Raw genomic sequence first — 17,321 nt, 5'->3', positions numbered from 1 at the left:
ACCTAAGCTTGCAGTTCTTGGGCCGCTTGCAGCAGTTCCGGCAGTACCCTACGCCGGGGCCAGCCTGTCTTTAGGTGCAGACTCAGGGCTTGCAACCGACAGACGGCCTGCATCAATCCCTCTAGGCTCAGGGGCTCTACCTCTTGCTTAAGGTAATACAACCGCTTGGGATTATTGAGGCCGCAGCGTTGGGCAATCTCAGCATCTTTATACCTAAGGCGTTCCTCCAGGGCTGCTTTCACCCACAACCAGGTGCGGCACTGGGTCAACACCGTCGCCACCAGCACCCCGCTATAGACCGTGGCCATCCCATGGAATTGGGCTATCACTCGTGCCCTATCCCCTTGACGAATGGCATCGGCAAGCTGAAGGGCATTTTGGGTTTGATTTGGCACGAGCTGTTTCACGACCTTCAAGGTCACGGGCTGGGGGGCTAGGGTCAGCTTGCCTAGTTCTCCAAACATTCGTTGGCGATCATTACCGATGGCCTCTACTAGGTACCCTACGACTGATGGTGCTAATACCAAACCCAGCTCTTCAGCTTGGCTGCCAATGGCGTCAGTCATGCCCTGCCGGTCCCAGGGGCTGAGGCCGCTACAGTCATGCCATTGGCCTTGCTTCAGCAGAAACTTACTCAGCTTGGTACGCCGATCTAGTCTGGGGGCACACAGCAGTAGGGTGTTGGCGGCGGGCATGGCGGGCAGCCAGTCTAGGGCCGCTAGCAGGCTGGCGTTGAAGGTGCAGTGTTTAACCACGACCACTTTGCCTGCACCCGCCATGGGCAAGCTCCGGGCTAGGGGGGCGACGGTGTACAGCAACAATCGCCCCAACTGCTCTGCCTTAAGCCCCTCGGCATCAACGCTATGGGTGTTAAGACTGCGCCATTCGGGCTCTAGGCGATCTCGGTGGGCGGCAATCCGCTGCTGGATTTGGTAGGGGTCATCACCAATCAAAAGTTCTAGGGTCATGGATGGGGAAGGGGGAATGAAGACAGGAGTTCTGATGTAGCACCAGAACGCTTCCCCCACCCGGCGATAGCACCCTAGACTCCTACTGGGTCAGTGATTTGCAGCTTTAACCTCACGGGCTGTCCCAACACCTGCTCCAAGAGGGCTTCTACCTTCGCCTTGTGCTTCACCAGGGTGTTTTGCCGGCATTGGTCCACAATTAGGGTGGCTTTGCCCCTATCCACGTCCAGGTGACTCAATTGGCAGTAGCGCTTCAGGATGCCTTGGGCTTTGGGTTGCGCTTGGGCCAAAACCTGTTCCCATACTTCGGTGCAACTTAGGGCATCGGAGGGGAGGGGACGGGGCGTGATGACAGTCTCTGGCATCAGTTTCATCAGCACCACCTCTAGCCAGGGTTGGGGATTGGGGCTGAAGCGCAGTTGCCGTTCTGATTCCCCCAGAACCTCCAAGCTCTGATAAATCTGCTCTAGACTCAGGCTCCCGGCTAGGGGCTCTAGTTGTGATGGGCTCAGGGGTCCACTCAGCAGGGACTCGGCCTTAGGGGTTTGCTTCACCACCATCAGGTCGTGGTACACCGCTAGCAGGGCTAGGTGCAGTTCCATGGGTGTGTGGCCTGTTTCTATCAAGGTTCTGGCCCTTTGCAGCAGCTCTAGTACGGCTCTGCTCAAGACCGATTCCAACACCGGCAGCACCTGATGGCCACCCACTTGCCCCGTCATGGCGTATACCTGGGGGCCATCTACTTCATCGCTATCAAGCAATGCCACTTTGGCCAGCAGTTGCAGGGCATCTCTTAGTCCGCCCTGACACAGCTTCGCCATCGCTTCAATCCCATCTCCGGTAATAGCAATCCCTTCTGCCTGGGCGATGCGGCCCAGGTATGCTTTCAGCGCCTTAGCACTCAGGGGCCGAAACTCGAAGGTCAAGCAACGGCTACTAATGGTGGGCAACACTTTGTGGGGTTCGGTGGTGGCCAGAATAAAGACTACTCGTAGGGGCGGTTCTTCAATCACCTTCAGCAGGGCATTTTGGGCCTGGGTCGTCAGCATGTGGCATTCGTCGAGAATGACCACCTTGTAGCGACTTTGGGCAGGGGAAAGCTGGCTACTCTGCACCAACTCTCGGGCATCCTCTACCCCGCCATGGCTGGCTGCATCAATCTCAATTACGTCTAAGGCTGATCCGTTGGCGATACTGCGACAGGTGCCACACTCGCCGCAGGGGGTCGCTGTTGGGCCTTCACGCTTCAAGCAGTTCAATGACTTGGCAAGGATGCGCGCGGTGGAGGTCTTCCCCGTCCCCCGTGGCCCATAGAACAGGTAGGCGGGGGCAATCTGGTTCTGGTTCAGGGCTACGGTTAAGCAGTCTCGAATCAAGTTCTGCCCGACCAAGTCCACTAGGCGCTGGGGGCGATATTTCAAATGTAAGGGTTGGCTCATGGGGCTGGGTTGCTAAACTCTCCCCACAACAAGCGATAGCGGATCCCCAATCTCCCTAGGATAAGTGGCGGCGATCAGAGAGGGCATCCTCTCTACTCAGCCTCGCTTTCATCGAGCAAAGATTCCAAGTCGCGGAGTAGGCGCTCCAGCCGCTTCCGCTTTTGGGTTCTCTCAAAAAAAGCTTTGGCCTTCTTCGCTCGTTTCACATTATTTTCTAGGCGATCTAACAAAGAGGGTTCTGGCGGGGACGGAACCGGATGGATTGGCTGGGCAGTGGTTTTAACGCGATCGCGAATCTCACGGAATGAAAGCTGATTGCCTAGCGCCTCTTGCAACAGAACATCCCGTAGAGTTGCATCCTTAATCTTGTCTAGCTCGAAGGCCGCAGAATAGGACAATTTGCCGGTCAAGTGAGCCTGCTTGAGATCATCGGGTAGCCGTAGTGTCCGCAGATTCTTGGTTCTAAAGGTTTGCAAGCCGATATTGAGCTGGGACAGAATGGCTTCGATTTGCTGAAGTTCAGCGCTCGGAGCGACGTCGCTCCGAGACTGGCGATCGCTGTGCCCCTCTCGACCAATGAGGGCGATCGCCGCATCTCGATCCAGGCCAACTTTGATTTCGATGAGCTGCAAGATGCCTTCAGTTTCCTCTAGCTTACTGAGGTCTTCCCGTTGGAGATTTTCCAGCAGCGCAAACTCTAGGGCATCGGCATCGCTGTAATTATCGACAATGCAGCGCACCTCTGACAGTCCAGCCTTTTTAGCCGCTCGCCAACGGCGTTCTCCAGCGACGATCTCATAGGAGCCATTGGCCAAGGGCCGGACATTGATCGCCCCTCGGAACCCCTGTTGTTGAAAAGACTGGGCTAGGCTATCGATGCTTGATTCGGAAAAGTATTGCCGTGGCTGACAAGCGCCCGGTTGAATTTGGTCAACGGGAATAAATTTGGCCGCTTGATCCTGGGCGGGCGACTCTGGAATCCCCGGTTGAGAAACTAATCCCTGGAGAATCCCCCGGCCTGCCAAGTTAAAGGTGGAGTTAGTAGACTGCTTACTCATGGCAACTGCTGAATAGCTTGGGTAATGATTTCCAGGGACTCTAGGGCTGGGTGCCGGGGAGAATACTGGGCCAGGGGTAAATGTTCCGCAGTGGCATTGGCAAAGTCGGTGCGCCTGGGGATGGGGGGAAACACAATCGTGTCCGCAAAGCTTTTGTTTGTCTTGAGAGAGAGAAACACTTCTGTGATCGTTTGTAGTGCCCGCTTGGCCTGAGAGGTACGCTCGTCGTACATGGTGGGTACAGCCCCGGCAATTTTTAGGGTTGGGTTCACCACCTGAGCAATCTCATGGGTTGTTTGCAGCAGGTTCACCGTTGCCTCTACGGACTTATATTCAGTTTGAATTGGGATCAGCAGGTATTGAGCCGCCACCAGGCAGTTGACGGATAAGAGCCCTAGGGAAGGCGGGCAATCGATGAGGACAAAATCATAGTTGGGCTGAACGGCTTTCAAGGTCTCAGCCAATCGATACTCCCGACGCAGTTCCGAGGCCAACTGCAACTCTGCTTGAGACAGGAAAATATTCGCCGGAGCCAAGTCACAGCCCAGCAGGTCAGGGATTATGGCTAGGGGATCTCGTTTCAAGAGACTATCGTAAATGGTCTGCTGTAAGTCGAAAGGCCCCAGCCCCATAAAGGTGGTGAGGGAGGCTTGGGGATCCATGTCTACCAGGAGAACGCGGTTCTTTTCCTGAGCCGCCAAATGAAACCCTAAATTCATGGTTAGCGTAGATTTGCCAACCCCACCAGACATATTGAATAGGGCGATGATTTGGCTCATGGCGTAGCACGGGTGAAGAGCGGCAGAGGGGCGGGCAGGACTGCTTTCAGGAGATCTTTTATCTGTGCCTACAGGGCATCTCCATAACTATAGGTCTCCGTTAGGAAAACGGAGGGAATTTCTATAAAATTTTGCCTGCTTTTTACCGAAAACAGGCTTAGATTTTACCTGCTATTTTTATCGGCCATTTTTATCGACGATGGTGGGCCTACCCTCAGGTGCGATCGCGAGCCAGGGAAAGACTCTGGGGGTAGGCCCATGGAATTGGCCCTAGGCCGCTTTCTGGGCCTGGGATTCGTTGCCGAGATAGTCATTCAGGCGATCAATAGCCTGGTCAATATCCGTTACAGCGCCTTGTATCGGCGGGGCTTGTACCCCAGCGGCAAGGCAATATTCCAGATGGGCCAGTTCAATCACAAGCTGTTTTACAACGCTACGGAGACGACGGTGGTGGGCGGTGCCAGGGGTGGAGTGGGGGGAGATCATGGGCGGACTCCTAGATGGGTAAGGGGTACACCGCAGTGATAACATGACGTGCATTGTTGCAACAACATGCAATAGTTGCAACACTTACTGCGACTGAACCGATGCGGTTGGCAACAGGTTCTGTTGCCGATCTGTTGCAGAACAGTTAGGGATAGGGTGCCGTAGCCAGCAACTCGCTATATGCCGGTTCAGAGCCTTTGCCCTCGAGTCAGATGACCCCACCCGGTGGTACGGGTCAGGTTGCTTAAGCTTTACCCCGACAACAACAGGGCTCCCGCTGGGCCTGGTCTTGATTAGACTTCCTTAGTGGAGTCAGGCTGCTGGGCACCGTCCCCTCGGGATGGGTCATGTTTACTGAGGATAACCAGTGCACTGTCGATATCTCGGACTTTGATGCCCCTCAGAGCCGTCAAAATCGCTTTGATGCGGACAACTTCGTCAGGAGTTAGGGTAATCATGGTTTTCTCCTAGCAGTACGCCTCACCTGGGTTCGCCAGAGCGGGCATGATAATAATGGCCTTACTATAAGGCAATCGCCTTATAGCGGCAATATCCCTAGATTTGCGTAATGTAAACCATCAACATAAGGAGGTAGCCTTAAAGACAGAGCACGAGTGTCTAAGCCAGCTAAGCCACAGATCAGGGTCTATATCACCGAGGAAAAGGATCGTCTGCTGAAGGCGATTGCGGGTATCAAAGACTCCTCGGTAAATGCGATCGCCAATGAAGCCATCGACCACTGGCTAGCGGAGGCAGAGCAACGGGACATCATCAAAAAATTCAATCTTGATCAACTAGAAGAGATGGACTGACCTTGGAGCCGTGATAGTCGGGGCTTGGGATGTTGGGTTTGTTTGGGCAGGGATAATGTTCGACTAATCCGTACCCCCAGATTCCTCTAGGCTTCGGTCACTCTTAAACCTTTGCTAGGAGTGCACGTTTTTCCTTTCTGGCTCTGCCTGGGAACTCTCCAGGAAGCTCTGCCTCCCGTACCTGATCGCGGCGCAGACCTGAATCGAGGCGGAGCCTCGGGGAATGGAGCCTGGGTGCCCGGTGGAATCGCCAGAGGGCAAGAGGGAACATCACCACCACCAGACGGCAAGGGCTTTTAGCTAGGAGGTGCGATCGCAGTCTCTAAGCGGCGATCGCCTGTTGCTGGGGCACTACTGCCGCAGCACACCAGTAGACCAATACCTGGTCATAGGTGCCCTCGGTGACAGGCTCAAATTCCCTAACGGTGCTCGCCACCCAACCTGGCATATCGTGGACTTCAGAACCTACTTTAGGAAGTGCCTCAGAATGCTCAGGTAGACCAAACAGCACATCGTCTGGAGAGATGCAAACATACATTAGCCGCTGCCCTGAACTGTCCCACGGGTCGCGATCGGGGACTTGGCCATTCATGGTCAACACAGCCACACTAAAACTGTTTTCAGAACCATCGGCGGGGGAATAATTCTCAACCTGAGCGACTGTCCACTGCCGTCCTTCCCAGGAGCGGACATCGCCAGCCGCAGGAGCAACACCACTCATCTCGAAGTCGTAGTCTTCAATAGCCCACCCTTGGTAGGTGTCAGGTTCACAGGAGTATTGAGCCTCCCGAGGCCAAGAAAACACAAGCTGGGTAACATTCATGGCTGACTCCTGAATCGACAAAGGTAGCGGTTGCGGGTCTTGGTACTGGCCTTGATGACGTCGATCAACTCAATCTCTGAACGACCCTGCTCAGTATAGTCGTCGGCCATTGCCTTACACTTTCGCCTAGCCTGCTGCTGTCCATCGGCCAGAATAGGCTCATCCCAATCTTCGGGGACGCCATCGGGGTCTGACAAATTTTCCTGGTTCCCTGGCTCTGCCTGGGAACTCCCGAGGAGGCTCTGCCTCCCGTACCTGATCGCGGCGCAGACCTGAATCGAGGCGGAGCCTCGGGGAATGCGCCCAGGCGGAGCCTGGGTGCCAGATGAGTCCGGTGAAATCGCCAGAGGGCAAGAGGGGAAAAGGGTAAAGAGCTATGTCCTTGCGATGCCGCACGCCACCCGAAAACCAACGAGGCTGCCGATGCTGTCGGGCGCGACCCTGAGACGGTACGCCGACCGGCAGCCCTCAGGATAGAAGTCCCAGGAACCGCCCCGCAGTACGCGCTTTTCTTCAGCGTCTTCCTCATGGGCTAGCCAGGGGGTGCCATCACCGGGCGCACCCTCATAGCTCTCATGCCACCAGTCCTGGCACCACTCCCACACGTTCCCGTGCATGTCATACAGACCAAAGGCATTGGCCACTTCAAAGCTGCCTACGTCTGTCGTCTCTTCCCGAAACTGTCCGTGGGGGCCATCGCCATAGGCTCCAGAGTAGGTTTTACCTTCATATTCCCAATCAGTGCCCCGGTAGTTAGCCAGGTCGGTGGTGATCGAGTCACCAAAGTGAAACGGGGTGGTAGTGCCAGCTCGACAGGCATACTCCCATTCAGCCTCGCTAGGCAGGCGATAGGGGCGGCCCGTGGCCTTTTCTAAACGACGGCAAAACTCAACCGCATCAAGCCAAGAAACCTGCTCGACTGGGCGATTATCCCCCTTAAATTTAGATGGATCTGACTTGAGTTCACGCTCCACCTGAGGCATTGCCGCCACACCTCTCCACTGGGCCTGGGTGATAGGGTGCTTGGCCATGAAGAAGGGCTGAGTAATCGCCACAGGGTGCTGAGGGCCTTCATCCTTATATCGGCCTAACTCATCCTCTGGAGAGCCCATCAGGAAGCTGTCAGGGGGGATGTAGACCATATCCAGCGGTGTTTGTCCCTTCGATAGTTCCAGCTTGCCTTCGGTGAAAAACTGGGCGGTGCGCTCTCGATACTGGATGATGGGCTCTGGTTTAGCCGTCGAAGGTGCTGCCATAGAAACCTAGAAAAAGGGGGTGGAACTCTGGTGCCCAGACTCTGAAACTCTGGTCCCCTGGCTCCGCCTGGGAACTCCCCAGGAGGCTCTGCCTCCACAATCGAGGCGGAGCCTCGGGGAATGCGCCCAGGCAGAGCCAGGGTGCCAGACTCTGAAACTCTGGTTCCCTGGCTCCGCCTGGGAACTCCTCAGGAGGCTCTGCCTCCATCAATCGAGGCAGAGCCTCGGCAAATGCGCCCAGGCAGAGCCGGGGTGCCAGATGGGCAGAGCCGGGGTGCCAAGTGGGCTGGCAATTCCAGTCAGGGGATGCACCTCAAAGTCAGGAAATGGGAACCCTAGACAGGGTACTGACGCTAACTTACTATGGGGCGTTCTCGTTACCAAGTACTTGGTTCTCAACCACATTTTGTCACCTGCTCCACCGTTGAGTGGATGCCCATTTTTAGCCAGCCAGAGCTGGTTGCGATCGCACTGGATTCTCTTCAGTTTCTGCAAGTTCAGCAGCGGCTCACCCTGTACAGCTACGTGATCATGGAAAACCACCTTCACTTGATAGCCTCAGCGGAGGATTTGTCGAAGGAGATGGGCAATTTCAAATCATTTACCGCTCGATCTATCGTTGATTGGCTACACGAGGAACAGCCCAACAGCTATTGGCTAGCCCGCTTGGAGGCGGCCAAACTAGCGCATAAGTCGGGGCAGCGGTATCAGCTTTGGCAAGAGGGGAGTCATCCCCAGATGATCTCTTCTGAAGATATGTTGCGGCAAAAGCTGGAGTATATTCACAATAATCCGGTGAAGCGGGGCTATGTGGATGATCCGGCCCATTGGCGATATTCAAGTTATCGGAATTATATGGGTGAGGTCGGGTTGTTGCCGGTGACGATATTGTGATTGATGGCCTGAATCGAGGCGGAGCCTCGGGGAATAGCTGCCTCTGGTTCCCTGGCTCCGCCTGGGAACTCCTCAGGAGGCTCTGCCTCCATCAATCGAGGCAGAGCCTCGGGGAATGCGCCCAGGCGGAGCCTGGGTGCCAGACTCTGAAACTCTGGTTCCCTGGCAGAGCCAGGGAACTCCTCAGGAGGCTCTGCCTCCACAATCGAGGCGGAGCCTCGGGGAATGCGCCCAGGCGGAGCCTGGGTGCCAGGTGGGAGGGAAAAAGGGTAAAGAGCTATGTCCTTGCGAGGCCGCACGCCACCCGAAAACCAACGAGGCTGTTGACGTAGTCGGGCGCGACCCAGTAACGGTTCGCCGACCGGCAGACCACAGGATTGTCGAGCCAGGAACCGCCCCGCAGTACGCGCTTTTCTTCAGCGTCTTCCTCATGGGTTAACCAGGCACTGCCATCAACAGGAGATCCTTCGTAGTTGTCATGCCACCAATCCTGACACCACTCCCAGAGGTTGCCATGCATATCGTAGAGACCAACGCTGTTCGCAGGAAAGCTGCCGACCTCAGTAGTTTGCTGGCGGTACTCGCCTTCAGAGCCTGAACCATAAGTCCTAGTAGCATCATAGTTGGCTAGGGCAGAGGTCATTGTTTCACCAAAGTGGAATGGAGTAGTCGTCCCAGCCCGACAGGCATATTCCCACTCGGCCTCGCTGGGCAGGCGATAGTCTCGCCCCGTGTGCTGACTGAGGCGGGCACAAAACTCCACTGCATCCAGCCAAGAAACCTTCTCTACCGGGCGGTCATTACCTTTGAATCTGGATGGGTCTGGCTCCAGTTGGCGCTCCACCTGGGGCATTGCCGCCACCCCTCGCCACTGGGCCTGGGTAATGGGGTACTTAGCCATGAAGAAGGGCTCCGCAAAAGTCACCTCATGCTGAGGGCTTTCGCTGTTTCGATGCCCTTGCTCATCCTCAGGGGAGCCCATCACAAAAGCTCCTGGGGGGATGAGCACCATGGCTAGGTCTATCCCCTGGCCTAAGTCTTCAATAAACTGCTGGGCAGTCCGTGAACGGCGCTGTATCAGCAGTTGAGACTGGCCAGACTGCACCTGCAAAGTCGCGGTTTCAAACTCAAACGAATGCAGTTCATCCCTAGATTCCCCTAGGTCCGGATCTGGAGCTGGTGCAAAGACCAGGGTGGCTTCCCTGAACGTATAGATTTGCAGTAGCGGATACAGGTCATCAGGGTCGGGGGGTGGCGGCGGTGGCGTGACCTTGGGCACAGTCCCCAACTGCTCAGCGATCTCAGCGTACTCGCCTCCCATACGTTGCAGGGTAGGGATAGCAATTTCAGCAAAAGGCAACACCAGATCTTGCGCTGAGGGGTCGCCCTGAAAATCAAACCGCAGCAGGGCTTCAAAGCTTCTGGTATTTAGCCCCAGGCGCTCTGAGATGTACCGCGACACGGCATCCAGCACCGACCCTGTTTTTGTTCTAGAGAGGGCATCAGCCAAAAGGGGCCGCACCCCAGGGGCAAAGTCATACTCCAGGGCAGGCTGCTCGCCGTCCTGAACCGCCATCTCACGGGCTGCCATCAGCCCCCCCATATAGACCTCCGCCACATGCACTGGCTCCGCCCCCCGCAGCAACGTCTGACGAATTAAATCGACAATGGGCGGACTCACCGGGGCAGCGGCCATCAACTCGGCCAGCCGCTGAGCCGTCAACGAAGCTGTGGTTCTAAAACGCTGCACCCGTTCCTCTGGGGAGGGTGCAGCCGGGGGTGAAGGGCTCGCCTCAGAGGGTTGGGAAGTAACCGGGGGTGGAGAGCCCGCCTCAGGGGTTCTGAAGGTAGCCCGGTCAAACTGTACCCCCAGGGTTTGGCTATCGCCTGCCCCGGCCACCACCCTGGCCCACTGCTTGAGGGGCTCTGCCTCCAGGGTCACCATGGGCACCGTTATCCCTTGGGTAGGCTTAGCCTCGGTCAATGCCAGCAACTGCTGGAGCAGAGGCACCCGATGCCGAGTGGTGAGCTTGGCACTGACAGTTCCGGGTTCGAGGGCACTTAACCACATTGAAGTGCCCTGGGCCAGAGCGCTTTGGGGCCAGAGCCGTTCAGGCAAAAGCTGAACGACAGCCGTGGGGGCTTGGTGGCCACTTTTTTCTAGCCACCGCACCATCGAGCCGTTATACCAAGCATCAGAGGTGCAATCACTCACCAGCAAAATTAATCGTCGCCCAGCGGCATCCCACAGGTGATTGGCCCGTCGGGGGCGCTGACGCTGGGATGGACGCCGCCAGTGGGGAAAGAGCTGGAGCTTACCCTCGGTCTCTAGCCGCCAGGTGGTCACCCGCCGAAAGGCCCCCTGCCGCTCTAGCAGGGTTTGAAACTCGGCAATGGTCTCCTGCCACAGGGGCAGGGAGTCCATGGCTTCGACCACCAAGGCCACCTCTAACCAGCGCTCTAGGGCAGGCTTCAGCACCGGAAACCAGACCTGCTGGTCGGCGATTTGGTCGAGGGTGGCCGCTTCGTCAAACTCTAGCTGGCCGGGGGAGGGCACCTGGCGGCGCAGGGGCCGCAGGGCGCGGGCAAGATCTAACCGAATGCGCAGGGCCGGAGCGGCGGGAGCCTTAATCGCAATCCCTGATTTAGACGGGCTGCCACCCCGGCCCTGGCTCTGACGGGTGGGCAACGATACTTGGGCGCGCCTAGCCTCGTCGTCGTTGTCAGCAGCATCAATAAACTCTTCTCGGATGTTGAGTTGGGTGCCCCTGTTGCCCGAGTCTCTCTCCTGGTTCTGCCCTGCTCCAGCGAGATCGCCCATGTGCGCGGCCAGCCACAGGGCATCGGCCACATCTTCGGCACCAAAATCCACCCCCGCCTGCTTGAGCAGCGTGGCCAGACCATCGATGTCTTCCACCTTGGGCTTACCGGGCCTCATGCATCCTCGGTACTGGAGAGATATTTCAGTAACGACTCAACCAGCTTATCTTTGGTCTTTTGCTCCGGTACTCGCTCGCGGGTGACAAAGTAGATGGCATTGAGCAACTGATCGGTAGATAGGTCACCGTTCTTGCTGCGAGCACAGAACTGTTCAATTAGCTTACTGGCCTCAGCTACCTTGGCCTTACTGTTCAAGTCGTCTTGCAGGTGAGCTTCAACAATGCGCTTGAGGCGATCGGGTTTGGGTTCGCCCATATTCAGCCGCAGGCAGCGCCGCAAAAAAGCAGGCGGAAAGTCGCGCTCGCCATTGCTGGTCATCACCACAAAGGGAAAGGCCCCACAGGGAAAGCGCCCCGTAGTGCTTTCTACCCACTGCAACTCATCCGCCTCGGTATAGGCGGTGCGAATGCGAACGGGCTGCTGAGATTGTTTAATCTCTTCGGCTAGACGCACCACCTCAGGAATCTCAAATTCCCCGTCTTCAAACAGATGGAGCAGGTCGTTAGGCAGGTCGATATCACTCTTGTCGATCTCATCGATCAACAGCACCCGAGGGCGCTTGGCATGGTCTGTGGGCAACAGCGCCGTTCCCAAGGGGCCAAGGGTAATGTAGCTGCCAATGTCCTTTTCTTTTTGTAGCTGGGCATCGCGCAAACGGGCGATGGCATCGTAGCCGTAGAGACCATCTTTGCGGGTGGTGCGGGTGGTAATCGGCCAGTACAGCACCTCTCCTAGATTTAGCTCATAGGCCACGGCATAGGCCAGAGAGGTTTTACCCGTACCCGGTTTACCCGTAATCAGCAGGGGACGGCGCAGATACAGGGCGGCATTGACCATGTCAATTTCATCGTCGGTGGCCTGAAAGGTAGCTCCTCGCTGTTGTTTTTTGAGATTGGCGACGGTTTCGTGGGCCGCCAGTTCGGTGCCAAAGGGCCGCCAACTGGGCGGGTTGGGCAGCCGTTCTACCACATAGTCCTGATTCTCGTGGGGAGTGTGAGTTCCCTGAAAAATTCGCCAGTCTGGGTTGGTCATAGCTGGGGCATAGCAAGGGACAGTTGAGTGCTGGGCGGAACCAGGTTAGGGTCATCCAGCAGGAAAGACAAGTGATGACCAATGTGAGCGTCTTCGGCCACAGCCAGGGCAGCAGAACGGCATTGCTTGATGGCTTCGGGCAACGTAGAGATTCTACAGTTGAGCACCCTGTCTAGATCGGTCGCGGCAGAAACCGTGGCAGCAAACTGGTCAGATCTCAGCCACAGGGCGGCGGGGGTGCCGGTGGCGATCAGGGTAGCGAACAGCTTTGGATACTGGCTCTCTTCATGGACCGTTGATAGCTTGAGGCCAACACTGGTCAATGGGTTCAGCTTGGCTCTGAGTTCTGGCCCCGGAGCGACCCCATCCCCCGGCACAAAGGCTGTGCAGATATCGCTGCTTTTCAGAGACTCAAGCTGCTGCCATTTGTCTTGCCAAGGCTCTCGAAACAGTTTGAGAATGTCAGGGTTCAGCCTTTCGGTAATGCGCACCGCACAGCAAAAGCGCTCGCCAATACGGATTTCGTCGTCTAGCAGGGCCAGTACCTCACTGCTGGAACAATCCGCCAAGGGCCAGCGATCGCAGGCTTGATGGAGCCACGCCAAGGGCAAGATCAAATGCAACATTAGCCGCTGGGGAGATTTATTCAACACCTCAGCGACACAAGTCTGAACCAGGGCCGGGAGGGTGGCCAGGGTGACCTTTTCATGAAAGGGATCTTGTCCAGGAGCCCGCACCGGTTCAGCGCCCATGCCAGAGCTAATGGTGTACTGGCTGGCATCTCGCACAAACAGGGCAGAGACAGAACGCGCCTCCGTCGATTCATCCTTGACGTAGATCAGCAGGTGGGAAGGGGCATCGATGGCCTGGGCCGCCTGGTGCTGATTCAACAAGCGCTGGGCCTGATCCAGTAGAGGCTGGACATCCTCGACTCGCTGCTGCACCCAGCTCTGTAGGCGTTCCCTCAGGTCAACATTGGGGTTTAAGTCGGGCAGACTCAGCAACCCCACAAACTGATCGATGGCCTCAAAGGGGCGATCGCCCCGCTTTACATCCTGAAGGTTGGCAAGTTTGCTCTCTAGGCTCTCGGGCATCTCCCAACCCTGAGGACAACAGAGGCGATAGGCAAGCTTAATCCCATCAGCCAGGGTTTCTGCACCCTCGGTCAGCAGGGCCATTAGCCCCAGACTCTCCAACTCACGGCGCACGGCGAGGAGTTGCCGACCGGTCACCATAAAACCGATCTTGGCTGCGGGCTGATCTTTTTCACGGGCCACCACCATACCCACCACCGCTCCAGCGGCCTCATCCCAGACGGGAGTACCACTAAACCCAGGTAAAATTGCTATCCCTTCGGCCTTGGTATCTTCCATCTGCACCAGGCCATTGGGTAATTCTTCAAGAAGCTGACCATAGGAGCCAATTCCCTTGGCATGGCCCTTGGGAAACCCCAGCACCTGGTAAGGGTTACGGAATTGATAGCTACCCACGACCCTGGCCTGGCAGACCGCCGCCGGCAGTGGCTCTAGCACTTGCAACCCAGCAATGTCATCATCAGGGGTTTCTTCACCCTTGTCGTAGCGATAGAGCAGCACCTCAGCGGTGAGCTTCTGGCTCAAAGACACGAAGGGGAAGTTGATTTTTACCGTCTGCCCCAGGGCTGATTCCCCTGCCTTGAGGGCCAGGGCATCACGAATGACGTGGGCACAGGTGAGCAGGTAGCCACCCTCCATCCAAAAGCCAGCCCCAACCACCGTATTGCCTTTGTAGATGCGGGCGATCGCACTCTTGCCTGGTGTATTAGGCTTGACGCTGAAGTCAGCCATACCAGTTACTCAGCCCCTTTACCTGTCCACTTGAGAGTAACTTCAAAATTCACTTTGCCACCTACCGTGGAAATGATAACGCCAGATTCCACGCTCAGATCCAGCCCAAACTTGACCTCCACCTCATCGGCAGCTCCCGCCTTCAGGCTCGACATCACCGAGGTAGCAATGGAGGCTGCTTTGTTTAGGGCAGATTTGATGCTCTGCCCGCTCTTGTAAAGGGTTTCATCCAAGATTGAAACTTCTTCTACAGCACTGCTATCTAGCGGCTTAGGCACCTCAACCCGGACAGCGGTGCCATCTTCCAGAAGAAACTCAGCTAATACCCGATCTTCGTTCATGCTGCTCTGTTCAACCAAAGATGGACAATATTGCTACTTTTACAACACTTCAAGCCGAAAATGGGGGATTCTGGAAAGATATAACCTCAATGCAAAAAGCAGAGGCAGCCACGGGGTCAGTTGGGGAGTGATGGGGTGATGGGGTGTTGGAAGTTTTAAATTAACAATTGACAATTGTTAATTGACAATTGTTAATTGACAATTGTTTCCGTAGAGGCGCAGTTTCCGCGCCCAATGCAGGAGGGGATAGCAAGGGGATTGGGGTGATCCGGCCTCTGTTTATAGCGGTTCTCCCTCGGGTTAAGGACAGGCAAGGGGCTTAAGCCTCTTGTTCGCCGAAGTGTCATTAAGTTGAGGCGTCCCTCATACAGTAGGGAACCGCTATATTCAGCCAAGCGATAAACTCTTAGGCATGGATTCGGTTTGTCCGCCCCTGCTTCTTCTTCTATGACTTATCCTACCCCCCAGAATCCTGACTCAGGGCCAAACGAGGCCAGCCCTAAACCCGTTTCCCCACCCCCCTCCAAAGAGCGGCCCCGCACTAACCCCGATCTCTTTACAGAAGGGGGAACGGTCCCGGTCAACTCTTCTTTGCCCCTATGGGAAGCCAGCAATATTCTGACCCAGCGCCGCCATCTCCCCTGGGTAATGGATCCCGATGGCAAGCTCTGTTACACCCGTGATGTCAATGAAGGCCAAGGGGCCATTTACTTTTGGGTGGCAGAAAACACCGAGGACGAGCATCCCGCGACCCTGGCCGGGGCAGCAGCTCTGGCGGTGATTGACAACTTTGATATCCGGGCGGCCTGTATGCACTTGATCTATGCCGCCCATGCCACCCAGGTAGAGCGCCCCTGGGAAGAGGAAATTGTGATCGACGATCGCCAGATCGAAGCTTACCTGGGGCTGCAAAAGCGCACCGATAAGTCCCGCAAGGAAAAGCTAGCGTTAATTGAGGAGATTGCGAAGCAGCCCTGCAAAATCACAACCTATATTTCCTGGCCCAAACAGGGACGGCGCAAGGGGTTCACCGTTGAAGAAGGCCGCCTCTGGCACATCCTGGGTACCCGGTATCACTACCAACAGGATCTGTTCGGCAATAAGGAACTGTCCGGGATCTCTTTCATCCTCAAAGCGGGATTGTGGGCCAAGTATTTCCTCAGTGAGGATGGCAGTCAAGACCAAAATCTCTCCGCCCAACAAAGCACCCTCTCTAAGGCGCTGCTAGAGAGCGTCATGAGCATCTGGCAACATCGAGAGGGGGCAGCGCGGCTGATGGTGTGGCTGTTGTTCAAAACCCAAACGGCCAAGAAACAGGCTCTGAGTGTGCAAACCCTGATGGAGGTGGCCTATGGGCCAGCCAAGGTGGAGGCCGCTAAGAATGACCTGCAACTGCGGAAGAAATTAGCCAACACCTGGGACGAGGATCTGTTTACCCTCCATGATCGGGGCTGGAAACTCCATTTTGATCCGGCCCTCTATCCCCCAGAAATTCAACCCGTGGGCTTTGGCCGCACCGATACCCGGCGACCCCGTGGCTTCTTTGAGACCTTGCTCACGGCCCAACTCTGGATTAGTCCCCCCGATGATTGGGTGGCCCAACCGCTCCCTAGCGAGGGGCCAGACGCCCCCTCGGAAATCAGTGTGGGCGGCTCTGACCCTAACCCCACACTGACCGGGGACGAGGTGAAAGCATTACGTCTAGAAAAGGGCTGGAGCCAGCGTAAGCTCGCCGTGTTGACTGGCCTCAGCCAGGGCTTAATTTCAATGATGGAAAACAATAGCCGATCGGTTACGCCTGACAATGAGCTGATCCTGAGGCGTGTTTTTGATTACATGTAAGGCCGTAATGATGACATTTTTCTCTAGACCCCCCACCCCAAACCTAGAGTATCGTCTTAGCAATCACTGTCTTGGGGAATCCCTGATTACATGCAATCCTCAGGAGATGCTGTGATTACAGCTAATCCTAGACCCCCATACCTGTCGTCACCCTAGAATCTGTTTGGCCTCCCTCAAAGCCTTATGCAGCAAGGGATTACCCTTTTCAGAAGGACGATTACAATCGCCTTCAGACCCCCAGACCTGATTACATTATTTTCTAGAACCCATACTCCAATAGTGGGGATCGGGCGGGGGATTTGAGGGACTGAGATCCCGCGATCGCAGGTGATTACACCGTCATCTAGATCCCCCCACCCATGATTACTGAATCATCCCCGAACCCACCGCCATAGATACTAACCCTAAGGCTAGGGGATACTACCGCCACCCCTACGCCATACCACACTAGATCTGCGGTTAGGCTCGCTCCAGGGATTGATAGTCCACCCCCTGCAATGGGCTGTGATTACATTGACCCAGCCAAAGGGTCATGATTACAGCCACAGTCTAGAACCCAGGACTCAAAAATTCGAGACCCCCATCCCCGATCGCCCTAGTCCCCCCACCCCGATCCCAGAAAGCTGTCACGAGTTTTCAAGCCCTATCCCCAGGGATCACCCCACTGAACCCTGAAAATGATTACAAACCAGATGGTTCATTCGTTCTGATGTAATCATTCCCCAAGCTATAAAAGACGGACAAATCGCAAAAAGCCCCAGCCGTTGGCGCGGCTGGGGCTTCTCGAAATTGCACATCCCTCTGTGGGATATCGCAAGGGCCACA

16 protein-coding genes are annotated in these 17,321 nt (G+C 56.1%); 3 read left to right on the top strand and 13 right to left on the bottom strand.

Annotated elements, in window-relative coordinates:
• Positions 1-2 precede the first annotated feature (2 nt).
• The 6 genes from holA to LEP6406_RS33215 all read right to left on the bottom strand — a co-directional run bounded on the left by holA (position 3) and on the right by LEP6406_RS33215 (position 5,188).
• The gene (gene holA / locus LEP6406_RS0224840; RefSeq protein ID WP_008319462.1) at positions 3-968 is read right to left on the bottom strand and encodes a DNA polymerase III subunit delta; all 966 of its coding nucleotides are present in this window, start codon (positions 966-968) and stop codon (positions 3-5) included.
• A gap of 74 nt (positions 969-1,042) precedes the next feature.
• Positions 1,043-2,407: a DNA polymerase III subunit gamma/tau gene (gene dnaX, locus LEP6406_RS0224835; RefSeq protein WP_008319461.1), complete on the bottom strand. Its 1,365-nt coding sequence runs from the start codon at positions 2,405-2,407 to the stop codon at positions 1,043-1,045.
• Between the two features lie 92 nt (positions 2,408-2,499).
• Positions 2,500-3,465, bottom strand: coding sequence for a ParB/RepB/Spo0J family partition protein (locus LEP6406_RS0224830; RefSeq protein WP_008319458.1), 966 nt, complete (start codon positions 3,463-3,465; stop codon positions 2,500-2,502).
• Positions 3,462-4,244 (bottom strand): ParA family protein, encoded by a 783-nt coding sequence (locus LEP6406_RS0224825; RefSeq protein ID WP_008319457.1) that lies wholly within the window; start codon positions 4,242-4,244, stop codon positions 3,462-3,464. Before LEP6406_RS0224825 ends, LEP6406_RS0224830 begins: the two co-directional genes overlap by 4 nt.
• Positions 4,245-4,514: 270 nt before the next feature.
• Positions 4,515-4,730: a hypothetical protein gene (locus tag LEP6406_RS0224820; protein WP_008319456.1), complete on the bottom strand. Its 216-nt coding sequence runs from the start codon at positions 4,728-4,730 to the stop codon at positions 4,515-4,517.
• Between the two features lie 293 nt (positions 4,731-5,023).
• A complete protein-coding gene (locus LEP6406_RS33215; RefSeq protein WP_008319455.1) occupies positions 5,024-5,188 on the bottom strand; it encodes a hypothetical protein in 165 nt (54 codons plus the stop codon).
• Between the two features lie 156 nt (positions 5,189-5,344).
• Here LEP6406_RS33215 and LEP6406_RS0224810 point away from each other — a divergent pair, with 156 nt between their 5' ends.
• A complete protein-coding gene (locus tag LEP6406_RS0224810; protein ID WP_008319454.1) occupies positions 5,345-5,542 on the top strand; it encodes a hypothetical protein in 198 nt (65 codons plus the stop codon).
• Between the two features lie 322 nt (positions 5,543-5,864).
• Here LEP6406_RS0224810 and LEP6406_RS0224805 read toward each other — a convergent pair whose 3' ends face one another.
• From LEP6406_RS0224805 to LEP6406_RS0224795, 3 genes are all read right to left on the bottom strand, one after another.
• Complete coding sequence (locus LEP6406_RS0224805; RefSeq protein ID WP_008319453.1) at positions 5,865-6,365, bottom strand: hypothetical protein; 501 nt, start codon at positions 6,363-6,365, stop codon at positions 5,865-5,867.
• Entirely contained in the window at positions 6,362-6,562 is a 201-nt protein-coding gene (locus LEP6406_RS0224800) for a hypothetical protein (protein ID WP_027269424.1), read from the bottom strand. Before LEP6406_RS0224800 ends, LEP6406_RS0224805 begins: the two co-directional genes overlap by 4 nt.
• A 177-nt stretch (positions 6,563-6,739) precedes the next feature.
• Positions 6,740-7,621, bottom strand: a complete 882-nt coding sequence (locus LEP6406_RS0224795; RefSeq protein ID WP_008319452.1) for a formylglycine-generating enzyme family protein — start codon at positions 7,619-7,621, stop codon at positions 6,740-6,742.
• A 363-nt stretch (positions 7,622-7,984) separates the two neighbouring features.
• Between LEP6406_RS0224795 and LEP6406_RS0224785 the strand changes: the two genes are divergently transcribed.
• Positions 7,985-8,515 (top strand): REP-associated tyrosine transposase, encoded by a 531-nt coding sequence (locus LEP6406_RS0224785; RefSeq protein ID WP_008319451.1) that lies wholly within the window; start codon positions 7,985-7,987, stop codon positions 8,513-8,515.
• Between the two features lie 277 nt (positions 8,516-8,792).
• On the opposite strand, the gene LEP6406_RS35405 is transcribed toward LEP6406_RS0224785, so the two are convergent.
• Genes LEP6406_RS35405 through LEP6406_RS0224765 form a run of 4 tightly spaced genes read right to left on the bottom strand, consistent with a single transcriptional unit; the run spans position 8,793 to position 14,654 of the window.
• Positions 8,793-11,453, bottom strand: a complete 2,661-nt coding sequence (locus tag LEP6406_RS35405; RefSeq protein ID WP_008319450.1) for a formylglycine-generating enzyme family protein — start codon at positions 11,451-11,453, stop codon at positions 8,793-8,795.
• Positions 11,450-12,487 carry an AAA family ATPase gene (locus LEP6406_RS0224775; protein ID WP_008319448.1) on the bottom strand — a complete coding sequence of 346 codons (1,038 nt, stop codon included), beginning with the start codon at positions 12,485-12,487 and terminating at the stop codon, positions 11,450-11,452. The genes LEP6406_RS35405 and LEP6406_RS0224775 overlap by 4 nt, the downstream gene beginning before the upstream one ends.
• A complete protein-coding gene (locus LEP6406_RS30715) occupies positions 12,484-14,313 on the bottom strand; it encodes a VMAP-C domain-containing protein (protein WP_008319446.1) in 1,830 nt (609 codons plus the stop codon). The genes LEP6406_RS0224775 and LEP6406_RS30715 overlap by 4 nt, the downstream gene beginning before the upstream one ends.
• Positions 14,314-14,318: 5 nt before the next feature.
• Entirely contained in the window at positions 14,319-14,654 is a 336-nt protein-coding gene (locus tag LEP6406_RS0224765; RefSeq protein WP_008319444.1) for a CU044_2847 family protein, read from the bottom strand.
• Positions 14,655-15,101: 447 nt separating this feature from the next.
• Between LEP6406_RS0224765 and LEP6406_RS0224760 the strand changes: the two genes are divergently transcribed.
• Positions 15,102-16,496, top strand: a complete 1,395-nt coding sequence (locus LEP6406_RS0224760) for a helix-turn-helix domain-containing protein (protein WP_008319442.1) — start codon at positions 15,102-15,104, stop codon at positions 16,494-16,496.
• The last annotated feature ends 825 nt before the right edge of the window (positions 16,497-17,321 follow it).

The organism is Leptolyngbya sp. PCC 6406, assembly GCF_000332095.2.
GTDB lineage: Bacteria > Cyanobacteriota > Cyanobacteriia > Phormidesmidales > Phormidesmidaceae > PCC-6406.
The sequence above is the reverse complement of the archived record's forward strand: the minus strand, read 5'-3'. Positions and strand labels throughout refer to the sequence as shown.